The sequence below is a fragment of the Candidatus Kurthia intestinigallinarum genome, from assembly GCF_003991225.1.
In the GTDB taxonomy this organism is placed as follows: Bacteria; Bacillota; Bacilli; order Bacillales_A; family Planococcaceae; genus Kurthia; species Kurthia populi.
On sequence record NZ_JTFC01000039.1, the window covers coordinates 25,388 to 39,727 of the forward strand.

At 38.3% G+C, this 14,340-nt stretch carries 16 protein-coding genes; 4 read left to right on the forward strand and 12 right to left on the reverse strand.

Annotation, left to right across the window (positions count from 1 at the left end; translation table 11 throughout):
• Nucleotides 1–150: 150 nt before the first annotated feature.
• Nucleotides 151–1,623 (forward strand): cardiolipin synthase, encoded by a 1,473-nt coding sequence (cls, locus tag QI30_RS15010; protein ID WP_126991403.1) that lies wholly within the window; start codon nucleotides 151–153, stop codon nucleotides 1,621–1,623.
• A 42-nt stretch (nucleotides 1,624–1,665) separates the two neighbouring features.
• Here cls and QI30_RS15015 read toward each other — a convergent pair whose 3' ends face one another.
• From QI30_RS15015 to QI30_RS15035, 5 genes are all read right to left on the reverse strand, one after another.
• On the reverse strand, nucleotides 1,666–2,307 hold the full coding sequence (locus QI30_RS15015; protein ID WP_233600612.1) for a M15 family metallopeptidase: 642 nt from the start codon (nucleotides 2,305–2,307) through the stop codon (nucleotides 1,666–1,668).
• Nucleotides 2,308–2,376: 69 nt separating this feature from the next.
• Complete coding sequence (locus QI30_RS15020; RefSeq protein ID WP_126991405.1) at nucleotides 2,377–3,135, reverse strand: M15 family metallopeptidase; 759 nt, start codon at nucleotides 3,133–3,135, stop codon at nucleotides 2,377–2,379.
• 27 nt (nucleotides 3,136–3,162) lie between these two features.
• On the reverse strand, nucleotides 3,163–3,408 hold the full coding sequence (locus QI30_RS15025; RefSeq protein WP_126991406.1) for a hypothetical protein: 246 nt from the start codon (nucleotides 3,406–3,408) through the stop codon (nucleotides 3,163–3,165).
• A gap of 64 nt (nucleotides 3,409–3,472) precedes the next feature.
• A complete protein-coding gene (yidC, locus tag QI30_RS15030) occupies nucleotides 3,473–4,357 on the reverse strand; it encodes a membrane protein insertase YidC (RefSeq protein ID WP_126991407.1) in 885 nt (294 codons plus the stop codon).
• A gap of 102 nt (nucleotides 4,358–4,459) precedes the next feature.
• Nucleotides 4,460–5,245, reverse strand: a complete 786-nt coding sequence (locus QI30_RS15035; RefSeq protein WP_126991408.1) for an AraC family transcriptional regulator — start codon at nucleotides 5,243–5,245, stop codon at nucleotides 4,460–4,462.
• A gap of 555 nt (nucleotides 5,246–5,800) precedes the next feature.
• Here QI30_RS15035 and QI30_RS15040 point away from each other — a divergent pair.
• Both QI30_RS15040 and QI30_RS15045 read left to right on the forward strand, forming a co-directional pair.
• Nucleotides 5,801–6,451 carry a LytTR family DNA-binding domain-containing protein gene (locus tag QI30_RS15040; protein ID WP_010307316.1) on the forward strand — a complete coding sequence of 217 codons (651 nt, stop codon included), beginning with the start codon at nucleotides 5,801–5,803 and terminating at the stop codon, nucleotides 6,449–6,451.
• A gap of 248 nt (nucleotides 6,452–6,699) precedes the next feature.
• Nucleotides 6,700–8,202, forward strand: a complete 1,503-nt coding sequence (locus tag QI30_RS15045) for a succinate CoA transferase (RefSeq protein WP_126991409.1) — start codon at nucleotides 6,700–6,702, stop codon at nucleotides 8,200–8,202.
• A 146-nt stretch (nucleotides 8,203–8,348) separates the two neighbouring features.
• Here the strand turns inward: QI30_RS15045 and QI30_RS20840 are convergent, their stop codons facing one another.
• Nucleotides 8,349–8,891, reverse strand: a complete 543-nt coding sequence (locus QI30_RS20840) for a hypothetical protein (RefSeq protein WP_186439685.1) — start codon at nucleotides 8,889–8,891, stop codon at nucleotides 8,349–8,351.
• A gap of 150 nt (nucleotides 8,892–9,041) precedes the next feature.
• Here QI30_RS20840 and QI30_RS15055 point away from each other — a divergent pair, with 150 nt between their 5' ends.
• Nucleotides 9,042–9,617, forward strand: a complete 576-nt coding sequence (locus QI30_RS15055) for a TetR/AcrR family transcriptional regulator (RefSeq protein WP_126991410.1) — start codon at nucleotides 9,042–9,044, stop codon at nucleotides 9,615–9,617.
• Nucleotides 9,618–9,770: 153 nt separating this feature from the next.
• On the opposite strand, the gene QI30_RS15060 is transcribed toward QI30_RS15055, so the two are convergent.
• The 6 genes from QI30_RS15060 to mntR form a co-directional block, all read right to left on the reverse strand.
• Nucleotides 9,771–10,244 carry a DUF4064 domain-containing protein gene (locus QI30_RS15060; RefSeq protein WP_126991411.1) on the reverse strand — a complete coding sequence of 158 codons (474 nt, stop codon included), beginning with the start codon at nucleotides 10,242–10,244 and terminating at the stop codon, nucleotides 9,771–9,773.
• 198 nt (nucleotides 10,245–10,442) lie between these two features.
• Complete coding sequence (locus QI30_RS15065; protein ID WP_126991412.1) at nucleotides 10,443–10,727, reverse strand: GNAT family N-acetyltransferase; 285 nt, start codon at nucleotides 10,725–10,727, stop codon at nucleotides 10,443–10,445.
• 67 nt (nucleotides 10,728–10,794) lie between these two features.
• Nucleotides 10,795–11,769 (reverse strand): ring-cleaving dioxygenase, encoded by a 975-nt coding sequence (locus tag QI30_RS15070; protein ID WP_126991413.1) that lies wholly within the window; start codon nucleotides 11,767–11,769, stop codon nucleotides 10,795–10,797.
• 138 nt (nucleotides 11,770–11,907) lie between these two features.
• Complete coding sequence (locus QI30_RS15075; RefSeq protein WP_126991414.1) at nucleotides 11,908–12,852, reverse strand: DUF1002 domain-containing protein; 945 nt, start codon at nucleotides 12,850–12,852, stop codon at nucleotides 11,908–11,910.
• 101 nt (nucleotides 12,853–12,953) lie between these two features.
• The gene (locus QI30_RS15080; RefSeq protein WP_126991415.1) at nucleotides 12,954–13,814 is read right to left on the reverse strand and encodes a CvfB family protein; all 861 of its coding nucleotides are present in this window, start codon (nucleotides 13,812–13,814) and stop codon (nucleotides 12,954–12,956) included.
• Nucleotides 13,815–13,844: 30 nt separating this feature from the next.
• Nucleotides 13,845–14,270 (reverse strand): transcriptional regulator MntR, encoded by a 426-nt coding sequence (mntR, locus tag QI30_RS15085; protein ID WP_126991416.1) that lies wholly within the window; start codon nucleotides 14,268–14,270, stop codon nucleotides 13,845–13,847.
• Nucleotides 14,271–14,340 lie beyond the last annotated feature (70 nt).

Sequence of the window (14,340 nt, forward strand, 5' to 3'; positions counted from 1 at the left end):
AACACTTAATAATGACAATGCTTATATTAATATCATAAATCCTATAAGTCAAGTAGGTTTTATCGGACGCGATTATTTTTTTCACTGTGTGCTATTTCATGAATACGATATACTAGAAAGTGGTTATTTTTTATAAAGGAGGGGTTCCCGTTGCTCAGTCAATTACTTGATTTCACTTATATTCCGTTCTCAATTATAGGTGTAACTTTATTTATTAACTTTATTTTTGCCGCAACGATTATTTTCCTAGAACGACGTGAGCCTACATCTACTTGGGCGTGGATACTCGTATTATTCTTCTTCCCCGTTGGCGGCTTTATTATTTATCTTTTATTTGGGAGACGATTACGTCAGAAGCACTTATTCCGCTGGGAAGGTCGTAAAAAGATTGGTATCGACTCACTCGTTGATTATCAAATCGAGGCCATTAAAAACAATACTTTTGAGTATCGTCTAAATGATTCTGAACCATTTCGTGATTTAATTTATATGCATTTAATTAATAATCACGCCGTGCTTACGCAAGATAATAAAGTCGATATTTTCGATGATGGGCATGAAAAATTCGAAACGCTGATTCAAGATATTTTAGCCGCAAAAACGAATATTCATATCCAGTATTACATTTTCCGTTTGGATCATCTCGGCAATCGCATTTTAGATGCACTTGTTAAACAGGCGAAGCGCGGTGTGAAGGTGCGTTTACTTTATGATGAAATGGGTTCGCGCGGCGTACATAAGCGCCACTTCAAGCAATTATTAAATGCTGGTGGTGAGGTTGAAGTATTTTTCCCGTCCATTTTGCCACTTATCAATCCACGAATGAATTATCGTAATCACCGAAAGCTTGTCATTATTGATGGGCGCATTGGCTATATTGGTGGCTTTAATATTGGAGACGAATATTTAGGGTTAGATAAAAAATTTGGCTACTGGCGTGATACGCATTTACGACTTGAGGGAAGCTCGGTGCATCCGCTACAAACACGCTTTTTACTCGATTGGAATCAAGCATCTGACCGAAACGACCTGCAATATGAGGACCATTTCTTCCCGATTATTTCACGTAAGGGTGAGGTCGGATTACAGATTGTCTCAAGTGGACCTGATTCCGACTGGGAGCAAATTAAAAACGGCTATTTAAAGCTCATTAATATGGCGAAAAAGTATATCTATATCCAAACGCCGTATTTCATTCCAGATGATAGCTTTATGGATGCCGTACGTATCGCCTGTCTTTCAGGCATCGATGTGCGTATTATGATTCCAAACAAGCCTGACCATATGTTTGTGTACTGGGCGACCTATTCCTATGTAGGCGAACTTATCCAAGCAGGCGCTCGAATCTATATTTATGATAACGGCTTCTTGCATGCGAAAATGATTGTTATCGATGATGAGGCTTCTACTGTCGGTACAGCAAATATCGATTCACGTAGCTTCAAATTAAATTTTGAGGTCAATGCATTTATTTATGATCGTAATGTCTCGCATCAACTCGCTGAATTGTTTGAGCGTGATATGCTGTATTCGCATGAACTAACGCCTAAAATTTATGAGGAACGTTCGCGTGTCATTAAAATGAAAGAATCGATTTCACGACTCCTTTCACCGATTTTATAAAAAGAAGGCATTGCGCGTTGACGCAATGCCTTCTTTTATTTATTATTTTGCTTTTAAATACGCTTCTAATGTCAGTTTTTCTTTATATATTTTAGTCGCTGCAGTTTTACCAACATAGCGGAAATGCCATGGCTCATACATATAACCGGTTACTTTTTCTTTCCCCTTTGGATAACGCATAATAAAGCCATAACGGTGCGCGGTCTTCGCGGCCCACTTGCCTGCTGCGCGTTCACCAAAGCGTGTCGACGCATATTCAGATGGGCGCTTCGTTTCGCCAATATCAAAGGCTAAACCCGTTTGATGCTCTGAAAAGCCTGGACGTGCGCTATAGCGATCTGCTGCCTTACGTCCATCTTTCGCGACATAGTTGTTATACAACGTTTTTTGACGTGCATATGAGCGATATGTGCTAAACGCCTCGAAGCGATATCCCGCCTTTTTCGCCGCCTTATTCCAGCGTGTATAGGCGGCACGTGCTTTGTCACTTTCACCCGGCGCATAGCTTGATGGCAGTGGTGTTTCCTTATTCACTAAAATAATGCCATCGATTATTGTTGGCTTTTTCGGTAGCTTTTGTCCAGCAATATAATCACTTTTCGCCACAACTGTATTCGTCATCGTAGTCCCTAGTAGTCCGATTATAAGCGCTGTACAGCCTACTGCTTTTACCCAATTCTTCATTGTTTCGCCTCCCATTTCTCTATACCCCACTATGAAAAAAAGCTGTCCTCATGCGACAGCTTTTTCCATTTACCCTTCAACGCCTAAGTATTCTTCAAGTGTTGAATCATTATTATAAATTTCAGTGGCAATGTCTTTTCCAACATAGCGGAAATGCCATGATTCATACATATAACCTGTTATTTCTTCTTTTCCATCAGGGTAGCGCATAATAAAACCATAATCATGTGCATGTTCAGCAAGCCATTTCCCAGCTTCTGTTTTACCAAAACGATTCGATGCATAGTCATTTGGGTTACTTGTTTCACCAATATCAAATGCTAATCCCGTTTGATGCTCTGAGAAGCCTGGACGTGCACTGTAGCGGTCTGCAGCTTCTTGGCCATCTTTTGCGACATAGTTATTGTAAAGCTCTGTTTGGCGGTCGTATGAACGATACGTGCTAAATGCATTAAATGTATAGCCTGCTTGTTGTGCCGCTTTGTTTAATTCATTAAACGCCGCACGTGCATCCGCACTTTCACCTGGTGCATAGTCACCTGGCATTGGGAATCGTTTATTCGCAATAACCACACCATCCACCTTTTTCACCTCTGTTGCGGGCTCTTGGTCAATAATATAGCCACCTGCATCACGTTCAACTTCCTCTTTTGCAGGCTTTTCTTCTACTGGCTTTTCCGTCGCTGTGTTATCCTCAGTCGTTTTTTCAGTTGTTGTTTGTTCTGATTCTGTCGTTTTTTTCTCTTCCGCATCATTTCCACAAGCTGCAAGAAGTAGTGCACTTGCGGCTAATGTAAGCATTGGGAATCGAATAAATGATTTTTTCATATTGCTCTCCCCTGACTTTAAACTATATTAAATGAATAGAGACACGATTGCTGCGACGGTTAAAATACCAAAGAAAATAGATATTGTGCGCATCACTTTTGACTCTTTCACATATCCTTTTGCTTTCATATCTTTTGCACGTAATGCATTGGTTAATGTGAACGTGAACGATATTAAAACAACTGCAATGGCATATTGCTGTTTAAATAAAAACCAGACAGCTAATACACTCGCTATCGCCGTCACAATACCTGTAATACGTTGAATATTCACGAGCTCCCTCCACCTCCTCAAAAAAATAAGTCAGAGCATCTAGACACTCTGACTTAATTATACATTATTTTTTCTTTTTGTTTTGTGCTTTCGCTGCGCGTTCTGCAGGCGTTAATTTACGCTTTTCTTGTGGCTGTTCAGCAACAACTGCTTCTGCGGCACCTTTTGATTTTTTCTCTTTTTTGATTGGATTACCATGTTCATCTAGTGGTGGATATAAAATACGACCAAGATATGTTTGACCGACTAATAATAAACCAGACACTGACCAATAAAGTGGTAATGCACCCATACTTGAGAATGAAATCACCATGATCATGATTGGTGAGATATACATCATGATTTTCATTTGTGCTTGTTGTTGCGTTGGCATATTTGCCATCGAAACTCTTGATTGCCAGTAGTAAATCGCACCGGCAATTAATGTCATGATAATATCTGGCTCACCAAGCTCGAACCATAAGAATTTATGTGCATGTACTTCTTCTGAATACAGAATTGCATAGTACAAGCCCATGATGATTGGCATTTGAATAATCATAGGAAGACAACCCATATTTAGCGGATTGACATCATATTTTTTATAAAGTCCCATCATCTCTTGTTGTAGCGCCATTTGTTCTTCCTTAGAAGACGCTGCTTTTAATTTCTTTTGGATTTCTTCCATTTCTGGACGAAGCTTATCCATTTTCATTTTCATGCCTTGTTGGTTTTTATACGTTTTCAGCATGAACGGCATTAAGATTAAACGAATTAATACTGTGATGATAATAATTGCGCCACCATAGCCGCCATCGAATAATGTATTACCAAAGAAATCTAGCAGGAATTCCATAGGTTTTACAAATGTGCTATAGAAAAAGCCTTCACCATTTTTAACCGACTCACATCCAGCTAAAATGAACGGTGCAAGGCCCAGCATTGAAAGTAAGCCTATTTTCTTCTTCACTATTTTTTCACCTACATCATTATTTTAAACTATAGTGAAGTATACCGTATTTCTCTATTACATATCAAATTAAAGAAGAACGATTTTTCGAATATTTGTAAATTACACTAAACGTTCTGGCAATTGGAATCGGAAATATTCATGATCTGGCTGATCGCGGAAGTGTTTTGGTGTCAAACCAACGTATTTTTTAAATATTCTCGTATAGTAACTTTGGTTACAGAAATGGAATTGCTCTGAGATATTTGAAATGCTCTTCGCTGTATGACGTAAGTAATATTGAGATTCCTCAACACGACGTACATTTAAGTATTCAACTAATGTAATCCCCACATGTTCTTTAAAAATACGTGATAAATGACTTGTACTAATTGAGAAATGCAGCGCAATATCTTCTACTGATAAATCGGTTTCGACCTCATCATCGATAAACATAATGACGCGATTCACCGTTTGATGCTTGTAAGAAGGCTGTTTACGTTCTGAAATCACATAAATATAAAACTCCACTAAATCATCTGCGAATTGCAAAAATTCTGCATCATTCATGCGTTCATCGACCATTTGTATACATGCTGAATTAAAAGCAAACGCTTTTTTCAGTGGTGCTTGATTGTCGATTAATTTGCGTGTAACAACGGATGACAGCACGATAAAATAATGACGAACAGCTCGGAAAAAATGCTTTCCAGAACGTTCTGATAATAAATCAATTAGCGCACGTAATGATTCTTTTGCAGCTTCTGTTTCTAATTGATAAATTTCTCTTATAAGCTGTGCTTCAATTTCATAAAACTTTTCAATACCATCATAGCGGTTCATTGTCTCTATTTCTTGGAAATAACGCTTTGAGATTGCTTCTGAGATAGAATATTGATGTTGTAACATATAGAATCCCCATCTTTCTGATAAATATGCATTTTGTAATAACCCAAAACAATCAATCAATGACATTAGTATCAATTCATGCACGAATAGCTACAACCTAATTTTTTTACAAATCCGCCGTTTAGGTCGTTATACTTAAATAATTTACAAAGTAATTGAGTGATTTTTATAAAAATTATACAATATTATGCAGTAAAGGAAAAGGCAATTTTGAAAAAAATTATGCAATTTTTATTATTTATAATAAAAGTTATAGTCCATTCTACATAAGTCGACAAAATATCATTTTTTTGTTACGATGTGAAAGCATTTTGCTTCATTTTATTTAATACGCTGAGAAGATATTTTTATTATTTTCAAGACATATTGCTTCACACGTAAAACATAAGCGTTTACAATCATTCTAAGTGGCAAATTTTCTGCTTAAAAGCATTATTTTTGACCCTAATTGTAGAGAATTTATTTTTAGTACTTAATTTTGGAAACAAACTATAGTAAAATGTTATGACAGGATGAAATGAATTTAAGATATCGGAAGAAACGAGGTATGAATGGATGGATCCCAAATCAATTGAAGAATTAATAGAGGTCATTAAAGAATTTTTCCCGGATAATACTTCTATTGTAATCTCGGATACAGAAAAGTATTTATATTATCAACCAAGCAAAAAAATCGACTTAAAGATTAAGCCTGGTGACGAGATCCCTGAAGGCTCAGCAACACATAAAGCTCTTGATTACGGCCAAAAAATTAACTCATTTATCGAACCAGATGTTTTTGGTGTACCATACTATGGTATGAGTATTCCATTGTTAGAGGAAGGCGAAACGAAGGGTGCTATCACAGCTATCTTCCCTCAAAAGCCATCTCCATTCTTAACAAACTACATTACAATTAAAATCGATGATTGCTGGTACCCAGTAAAACACAATGAAGTGATTTACTTAGAAACACAACTTCGTAAAACATTTGTAAAAACGATGAAAAAAGAAGGGTACCACCGCTTAAACTTAAGCGACTTAGAACTTTTCTTATCGCCTGACACATTCATTCGTTGTCACCGTTCTTACATCGTTAACATTGACTACATCGATGAAATTCAACCAGATTCACACTCAACATTCTTATTAATCATGAAAGACGGCACGCGCATTCCTGTTAGCCAACGCTACGCTAGCTACTTCCGTCGTTCATTAGGTTTCTAAGAATCTATCTAACGTGCGTTATGCTTCTGCATAACGCACGTTTTTTTATATATCACAATAATATAGAGCTTGCTACAATAAACTTTAATTTTCTCTAATAGCTAACAATTCATCCCTTTCATACATCATAAAAAGAATTTGTGACAATTTGGTGATAAAATTTACTATAATGAGGGCGATGCTATTTTCGGAAACGAAAAGCGCCCTTTTCATGAGTATTTTTATAATAAAGAAAGAAGGCAATTTTTATGACTAGCACAGTCGAAGAAAGATTACGCTTCACCGGCTTACAAGACAAAGTAATGTCTGCTGATGCCGCTGCAGCATTAATCAACAATGGCGATACACTTGGTTTAAGCGGATTTACTCGCGCAGGTGACGCTAAATTTGTACCGCACGCTCTTGTAGAACGCGCAAAAGGACTAGAAGATTTTAAAGTAGATGTCTACACAGGTGCTTCCCTTGGTTTTGATACCGATGCACTTATGTCAGACGCTGGTATCGTTCGCAAACGTTTACCTTTCCAAGTAGACCGCACAATGCGTGGTCACATCAACAAAGGTGACGTTGGTTTTATCGACCAACATTTATCTGTAACATCAGAATACCTTCGTCAAGGTGCGATGAAAATTGATGTCGCAATCATCGAAGCGACTGCAATTACAGAAGATGGCTACTTAATCCCTACATCATCTGTCGGTAACTCTCCTATTTATGTAGAATCAGCTGATAAAGTAATCATCGAATTAAATGTCGCTGCTCCTGCTGAATTAGAAGGCTTACACGATATCTATGTTCCTGAAAAACAAGGTGAACGTGGCCCAATCCCAATCATGCATGCAAATGATCGCGTTGGTGCTAAAGGTATTAAACTCGACATGAATAAAGTTGTCGCAATCGTTGTCACTGAACAAGAAGATTCTCCTTCTAACATCGTGCCTCCAGATGCTGAAACACAACAAATGGCGAATCACTTACTTGATTTCTTCCGTAAAGAAATTAAAGAAGGTCGCCTAACAAATACACTTGCGCCACTTCAATCAGGTATCGGTTCAGTAGCAAACGCTGTACTTGCTGGTATGGTTGATTCTGAATTTGAAGAGCTTGAAGTTTATTCTGAAGTACTACAAGATGCGGTATTTGAATTAATCGACGCTGGTAAAGTGAAATCGGCTTCTTGCTGTTCATTCACATTATCTCGTGAAAAAATGGATGCCGTTCTTCCACGTATTAAAGAATATGCAGATAAACTTGTTTTACGTCCACAAGATATCTCAAACAGCCCTGAAGTCATCCGTCGTTTAGGTCTTATTTGCATGAATACAGCGCTAGAATTCGACATTTACGGTAATGTAAACTCTACACATGTATCCGGCAGCAAAATGATGAATGGTATCGGTGGTTCTGGTGACTTCGCACGTGCTGGTCGCTTATCAATCTTCGTGACAAAATCTGTCGCAAAAGACGGTAAAATCTCTTCAATCGTTCCAATGGTTTCACATGTTGACCATACTGAACATGATGTTGATGTTGTAGTTACAGAACAAGGGATCGCTGATTTACGTGGCTTAACTCCTCGTGAACGCGCTGCATTAATTATTGAAAACTGTGCCCACCCAATGTATAAAGAAGCACTTCGTAACTATTTTGAAGAAGCAAAAGCAACTGTTGGGGGTCAAACACCTCATATGCTGACAAAAGCTTTCTCATTCCATAATAATCTTGCAGAACATGGTACAATGCTACCTTAGTTCGCACCAAAAAGAGGCTTTGACATACGTGTAACAACCTCTCTTATGAGCATAAGAAAAACCGGAATCGCGCGGTGGCGCGGTTCCGGTTTTTCGTTGCGAACGCTAAAAAAGGAACATGACGTGTTTTGTCCCAGTCTCTTTTCTTATCCGTTCTTTTTCGAATCAGCATCTTGTTTTTCGTTATAATAGTGTACCGTTGTACCGGCACCTTCTGAAATCATATCGCGGTCTTCATTATGATAAGAAGTCGAATTTTGCTTTTCTTTTTCACTATCATCAAAGGCCTGTGCATCTGCATTTTCATAGCCTACTTTCGTTAATGCACCTTCATCTACCATCTCTTTATCTTCAATAAAGTAAGCCAAATTGTCTTGTTCGTCAACTTCTCCCTGCTTTTCTTCATTAAAATATTGTACCGTTGTTAAAGCGCCCTCATCAACCATTTCCTTCTCTTCGATATAGTAAGATGTATCGCGGTCTGGAATGATTGTATGGTCACCAGTCTCTGGATCTGCCCCTCGTTTACTGTCCATATTTTGCTTTTGCTGTGTAACAAATTCACCCACTTTGTCTTTCGTGCTGTTAAATGCTGCTACTGCTTTATCACGATTTTCTTGCTTACGTAAATAAGCATAAGCACCTGCTGCAAGCCCTGCAATGAGAAGTGTATTTTTTTTATTCGCCATAGTAAAAGCCTCCCGTAAAGTTCTATAGTTAACAAATACCCCTGAACTATTGAAAGTAATCCATACTCTTACTGTAAATCTTTATTTTATACACAACATTTTTGTGCTACGATAATGTCACAACTGACCAAATGAAACGGAGTGTAGAACATGCCAACTAAGGGCGATTTAACAAAACAACGTATTTTAGACGTTGCGCGCGAACTATTTTATAAAAAGGGCTTCGATGCGACTTCTACAGCTGAGATTGCTCGTGGTGCCTCCATTTCAGAGGCTGCAATGTATAAATACTATAAAAGTAAACGAGATTTATTAACCGCTTCTGTCCAGCCAACTCATTTTGTCGAGGACACATCTGATTACTCTACATTAACAAATAATGAATTAGTACAATGCTGGACGGCATTATTTTTAGAAAAGGTTGAAAAAAACTTACCGCAATATATGATTTTATTCGGTGAATCCGTAAAATATCCCGAGCTATCAGAAACCTACCTCGCCACATTTCATAAAGAAACCCTCGCTGATATTGAGGTGCAAAAACGTATAAAAACAGGCCACTTCCCTAAGCTCGATATGACCCTTATGCAAGTCGGCATGATTGGCGCATTAATTGCGATGATTCAGCATCTTGTTATTTATAAAAAACATGATGACCTAAACAGTGTGCCACCTAAGGTAAAGGAAGTTATTAGTAGTATTATTAGCGGTAAATTTTTTAATTAAGAGATTAAAAGAGACTGGGGCATACGATATGTGTAAAAACAACCGTTCCTAGAAGCATAAGAAAAACCGGAATCGCGCAGTGGCGGTTCCGGTTTTTCGTTGCGAACGCTAAAAAAGGAAAATGACGTGTTTTGTCCTATTTTCTTTTTTGTGTTATTTAATGTGTTCTTGATTATTTGAGATTTGGTGCGGTGTTTTTTTGCCGACTGGTGATTCTTGTGGTTGCGCTTTTTTACGTGTAAAACAAAGAATTGCTGCGATATAAAATAAAATAGACGGTACAGAAATGAGACAAGCAAAAATACCTGCACCAATAAATAAGATACCCGCTAGCTTCGTATCACTATGCAACTTAATCATGCCCGCTGTGCCGATAATTAAACTGATGATTAATACAATAATGACGAACCAACCAATCGAACCAAACACCTGCGAAAGATCTTGTAAATCTGTTAATGTCAGCTCTGTTCCTGTACTTTGTTGTACATCTTCAATAATTTGTTGCTGTAAACTTTCCGTTTTAAAAAGATTATCGATACTAAACATAAAGACACCAGTACCAGCAATACCAAAGACATTTAAAATCGAGGCAATCATCGCCAGTACTTTTTCAATCGTTCGGTTCATAGGTTCCCACCCTTTCTACATATGCCGGTGCACCGAATTGGTTATCTAAGGAAATCAAGCTACGTGCGCAAACGTCCTGTTCACAACACTTAACCAATCTTCGTTCGTAGACTGTATTCGCCCTTCCCTTTCCTATACCCTTTTCATCAAATAAAAAAAACGAGACTAGCATGCGCAAGTCTCGATAGTTTGTCACAATTATAATGCTTTAATATCATCGTAATCTGTAGATTTGTCAAAGGCAGCGACGACATAAGAACACACTGCTTCGATTTTATAATTTTTTTCACGTGCATAATCTGCGGCGCGATTTAATAATTGTTTGGCAATACCCTGTCCTCGAAGTGAATCGTCGACGAATGTATGATCAACTACCATCACATCTCCAAGTTGTGTCCAACTAATCTCTGCGTCTATACGCTCTCCTTCTTTATGTTGAAAAGCGTATTCCTCGCCACCACGATTTGTTAATTCAAATTCCATGCTCATTCACTCCTTCTACTAAATTACCGTCATTGTAGCATATATTTTCCAAATTAGCTGTTGCTAACTATTCTTCGAGTGCTAATGGATGTAACGTTGCTTCAATTGATTTACGATGTTCTTCTAAAAATGGAGGCAATGCAAGTTCTTCCCCCATATGTTCTACTGGTTCATCAGAAGAGAAGCCCGGTTCATCTGTTGATACTTCAAATAAAATGCCATTTGGATCGCGGTAATATACAGCTTTGAAGTAGAAGCGGTCGATTTTCCCTGAAGTGTGAAGGCCAAGCGCCTCATACTGTGCGACCATGGCTTCGTATTCTTCAACAGATTTCACACGAAATGCTACATGGTGCACACTGCCGCGACCATGACGTTCAATCGGTAAATCATGACGTTCTTCAATATGCACTTCTCCTGCAGGGCCGCCCTCACCTGATGAATAGACAACAATATCTGGCTGACCTGCTACTGGTGATGGATATGTGCCTACTTTTTCAAAGCCATATAGCTGTGTCAATACGTTTTCAGTAGCAGCTGGGTTTGCGAGTGTTAATGTCACACCGCCTAATCCAACTAATGCAAATTGTTCTGGTACATCTGTTTTTGTCCAAGGTGTACCATAAGGAATACCTTTCCCGTCATCGACTACAAGTAAGAAACGTGCATCCTCAAAATCCTGAAATGGCAATACTTTCCGACCAAAGCGTTCTGTAATGTCACCATGTGTAATATTGTACTCATCAAAACGTTTTACCCAATAAGTTAATGCTTCCTCTGATTTCACACGGAAAGCTGTTGAGTTAATACTTGAGACACCCGGTAATGTACGGCCCATTCCTGGAATATCAAAGTAGGTCATATCTGTTCCTGGTGTGCCAACTGCATCGGCATAAAATAAATGATAAGATGATGTGTTATCTTGATTGACTGTTTTTTTCACAAGACGTAAACCTAAAATTTGTGTAAAGAAATGATGATTGTGTTCAATTTGTGCTGTAATTGCTGATACGTGGTGAATTCCTGATACGTTTACTGTCATGTTAATCCGCTCCTTTTGTTATCTTGAATTCAAGATTCTTTATAGTCATATAATAGCACATATATTTTATTTTGCAATGATAAACGCATTTTTTTAATAATAAAAAAGACTAAGCCTCGTCAGCTCAGTCTTTTTAGTTTATTGATTTGTTTCGCTATCGTTCGAATCGTCACCAATGCCAAATAAGTTTTTGAACCATTGTACGACTTTATCCCAGAAACCTGTATTTTCATTGACGCTATCTTTTAAGTTATTAATTGAATCGGTTAATTTATTTCCTAAATCATTTAATTGATCTGACCACTGACCGAAGTTAATGTCTAGATTACTAATTTTATTCATCAAATCAACAAGTAGCTGGCGGTCCTCATCACTTAAATTGATTTGTAAGCTTTGTAGTTTGTCATCCACAATTTTTGCTACATCTTCTTTTGTCGCTGGCTTTTGCTCAGCAATTTGCTGTTTGATTTCCGTTAATAACTGGCTAACCTTATCTTGGTCGACCCCTGCTTTATCCGCTAATGTTGTCGCTACGTCTAACTCTTGGTTTGCGACATCGGTACGCTCTGTGTCCAGTTTTTCACCAGTTGTGGCTTCATATGCTTTGTAGACGCCTGCAAGCGCCGAGTGACCTGTAACGGCTTTTGGTGCTGCTACTTCTACCTTCGCGTCACTAATCCCTGCTGTTAACATCGCATTGGAATACATATCCGATGTTACTTGCGTAATGTTTTGTGGTGTTTTAATTTCGACCACAATGCCATAGCCTGCATCCTCTGGGGTAATTTTCGCTGAAGAATATAGACGGGCTGAAGAATTACCATTTTGAATATATTTCGCAATATCGCTACCTGTTACCGTTACTTCTTTTACCGTACCAGATACACCTAAATCTTTTTTCACTGTTTCTTTTTCGCTATCAGATAAAGATCCACCGTACACTACGATTGGATCGCCTAATTTTTCATTTACCACTTCTGCTGAAGCTAATTGAGTAAAACTTGTCATCGTAACGGCTGTGGCGCCGACTGCGGCTGTCGTTAGGCATAATGCTGCAATAATGGCATAAGCTCGTTTTTTCATCGTTTTTTCTCTCCCTTAAATAACTATTTTGATTATAATACGCAAAAAAGGACGAAAAAGTTTCATACCTTCTTTTTCGTCCTTTTTAAATTGATGTTTAATTAGTGTTTAATTTTTGTCCAGCCATCCACTTGCTCGATACGACCGGCTTTCATTAATGTACCTAATGCACGTTTAAATGAACCTTTTGAAATGTTAAACATATCTTTAATTTCATCCGGTGATGATTTATCACTAAATGGCATTTGACCGCCAACCTCTTCAAGGTATTTAAAGATTTGTTCTGCATCCTCTGTTAAACGTTCATAGACACGCGGTTTCATAGAGGCATTTAATGTGCCGTCTTCTTTTACTTCGATAATACGTACGCTAACATCTTGTCCTAGACGTGGCTCTGCATCACGTTCTGTTTCGTGTACAAAAATACGGTATGGTTTATCGACGCCAAGTAAAAATGTCCCGATTGGTAATAGGCGGTATGGGCGCGCAATAATATTTTGGTTAAACAGCTCTTCTTCGCCATTCTCAAATTGTTCCATAACACGTTCCTCTGTCACTAAGCGGCCAAATAAATTGCCGTTATAATCGACACGTAATGTAATGTAAAGATGGTCGCCAACTTCTGGCCATACATCTTCAATTTGTGGTAAATCTTCTGCTGGTACTACGACTTCGCGTGATGTACCAATATCTACAACAGCACCATCATGACGAGACATACGCATAACGCGCGCCCAACCAAATGTGTCTTTTGTAATTGTTGGAATGGCAGTAGTCGCTGCCAAATCGCCGCGACGGTCTGCGTATAAAAATACTTTTACTTTATCATGCTCGTTTAATTCCTCAAGCACTTCCGATGCATTTAGTGGTACATCCACTTCATCGTTTGTTAATACATATTGAGATGCTAACTTTTCTTTAACAACAAGTGTTACCACATCTCCTGATTGTAATTCAGTCATGTTAAAACTCCTCTCACTTTATGACGCGTACTATTCAATGTGATGCTCTAAATCTTTCAGTGCAGCAATCTTTTGTACAAACTTAGGATTCTCTTCCAGTACTTGTATTAGGTCTGCGATACGGTCTATGGAGTTCCAGCTAAGGTGGTGCTCTATGCCTTCAACATCGTTGTAAATCAAGTTCTCATCGACGCCAATGAGTCGCAAAAACTGCTCCAATAAACTATGTCTTTCAACAAGACGTTTCCCTAACTTTTTACCCTTAGGTGTTAGTGAAAGTCCTCGGTAACGTTCGTATATTAAATAACCATCTTTATCAAGTTTTTGAACCATTTTAGTAACGGAAGAAGGAAGAACGGACAACGCTTCTGCGATGTCTGATACCCGTGCGTAACCTTTCTGATCAATAAGTAAATAGATTTGTTCGATGTGATCTTCCATACTCGGTGTCGGCATCTACATTCCCTCTCTTTCCAGTAGTTATCTTCCCATTTTACTACACTTAACATGAAAACGTAAGGAAGTT

Excerpts from the sequence above, each read along its gene's own strand:
- QI30_RS15015 (WP_233600612.1), bottom strand. The coding sequence starts at position 2,307 with ATGAAGAATTGGGTAAAAGCAGTAGGCTGTACAGCGCTTATAATCGGA.
- QI30_RS15020 (WP_126991405.1), bottom strand. The coding sequence starts at position 3,135 with ATGAAAAAATCATTTATTCGATTCCCAATGCTTACATTAGCCGCAAGT.
- QI30_RS15035 (WP_126991408.1), bottom strand. The coding sequence starts at position 5,245 with ATGTTACAACATCAATATTCTATCTCAGAAGCAATCTCAAAGCGTTAT.
- QI30_RS15040 (WP_010307316.1), top strand. The coding sequence starts at position 5,801 with ATGGATCCCAAATCAATTGAAGAATTAATAGAGGTCATTAAAGAATTT.
- QI30_RS15045 (WP_126991409.1), top strand. The coding sequence starts at position 6,700 with ATGACTAGCACAGTCGAAGAAAGATTACGCTTCACCGGCTTACAAGAC.
- QI30_RS20840 (WP_186439685.1), bottom strand. The coding sequence starts at position 8,891 with ATGGCGAATAAAAAAAATACACTTCTCATTGCAGGGCTTGCAGCAGGT.
- QI30_RS15055 (WP_126991410.1), top strand. The coding sequence starts at position 9,042 with ATGCCAACTAAGGGCGATTTAACAAAACAACGTATTTTAGACGTTGCG.
- QI30_RS15060 (WP_126991411.1), bottom strand. The coding sequence starts at position 10,244 with ATGAACCGAACGATTGAAAAAGTACTGGCGATGATTGCCTCGATTTTA.
- QI30_RS15065 (WP_126991412.1), bottom strand. The coding sequence starts at position 10,727 with ATGGAATTTGAATTAACAAATCGTGGTGGCGAGGAATACGCTTTTCAA.
- QI30_RS15070 (WP_126991413.1), bottom strand. The coding sequence starts at position 11,769 with ATGACAGTAAACGTATCAGGAATTCACCACGTATCAGCAATTACAGCA.
- QI30_RS15075 (WP_126991414.1), bottom strand. The coding sequence starts at position 12,852 with ATGAAAAAACGAGCTTATGCCATTATTGCAGCATTATGCCTAACGACA.
- QI30_RS15080 (WP_126991415.1), bottom strand. The coding sequence starts at position 13,814 with ATGACTGAATTACAATCAGGAGATGTGGTAACACTTGTTGTTAAAGAA.
- mntR (WP_126991416.1), bottom strand. The coding sequence starts at position 14,270 with ATGCCGACACCGAGTATGGAAGATCACATCGAACAAATCTATTTACTT.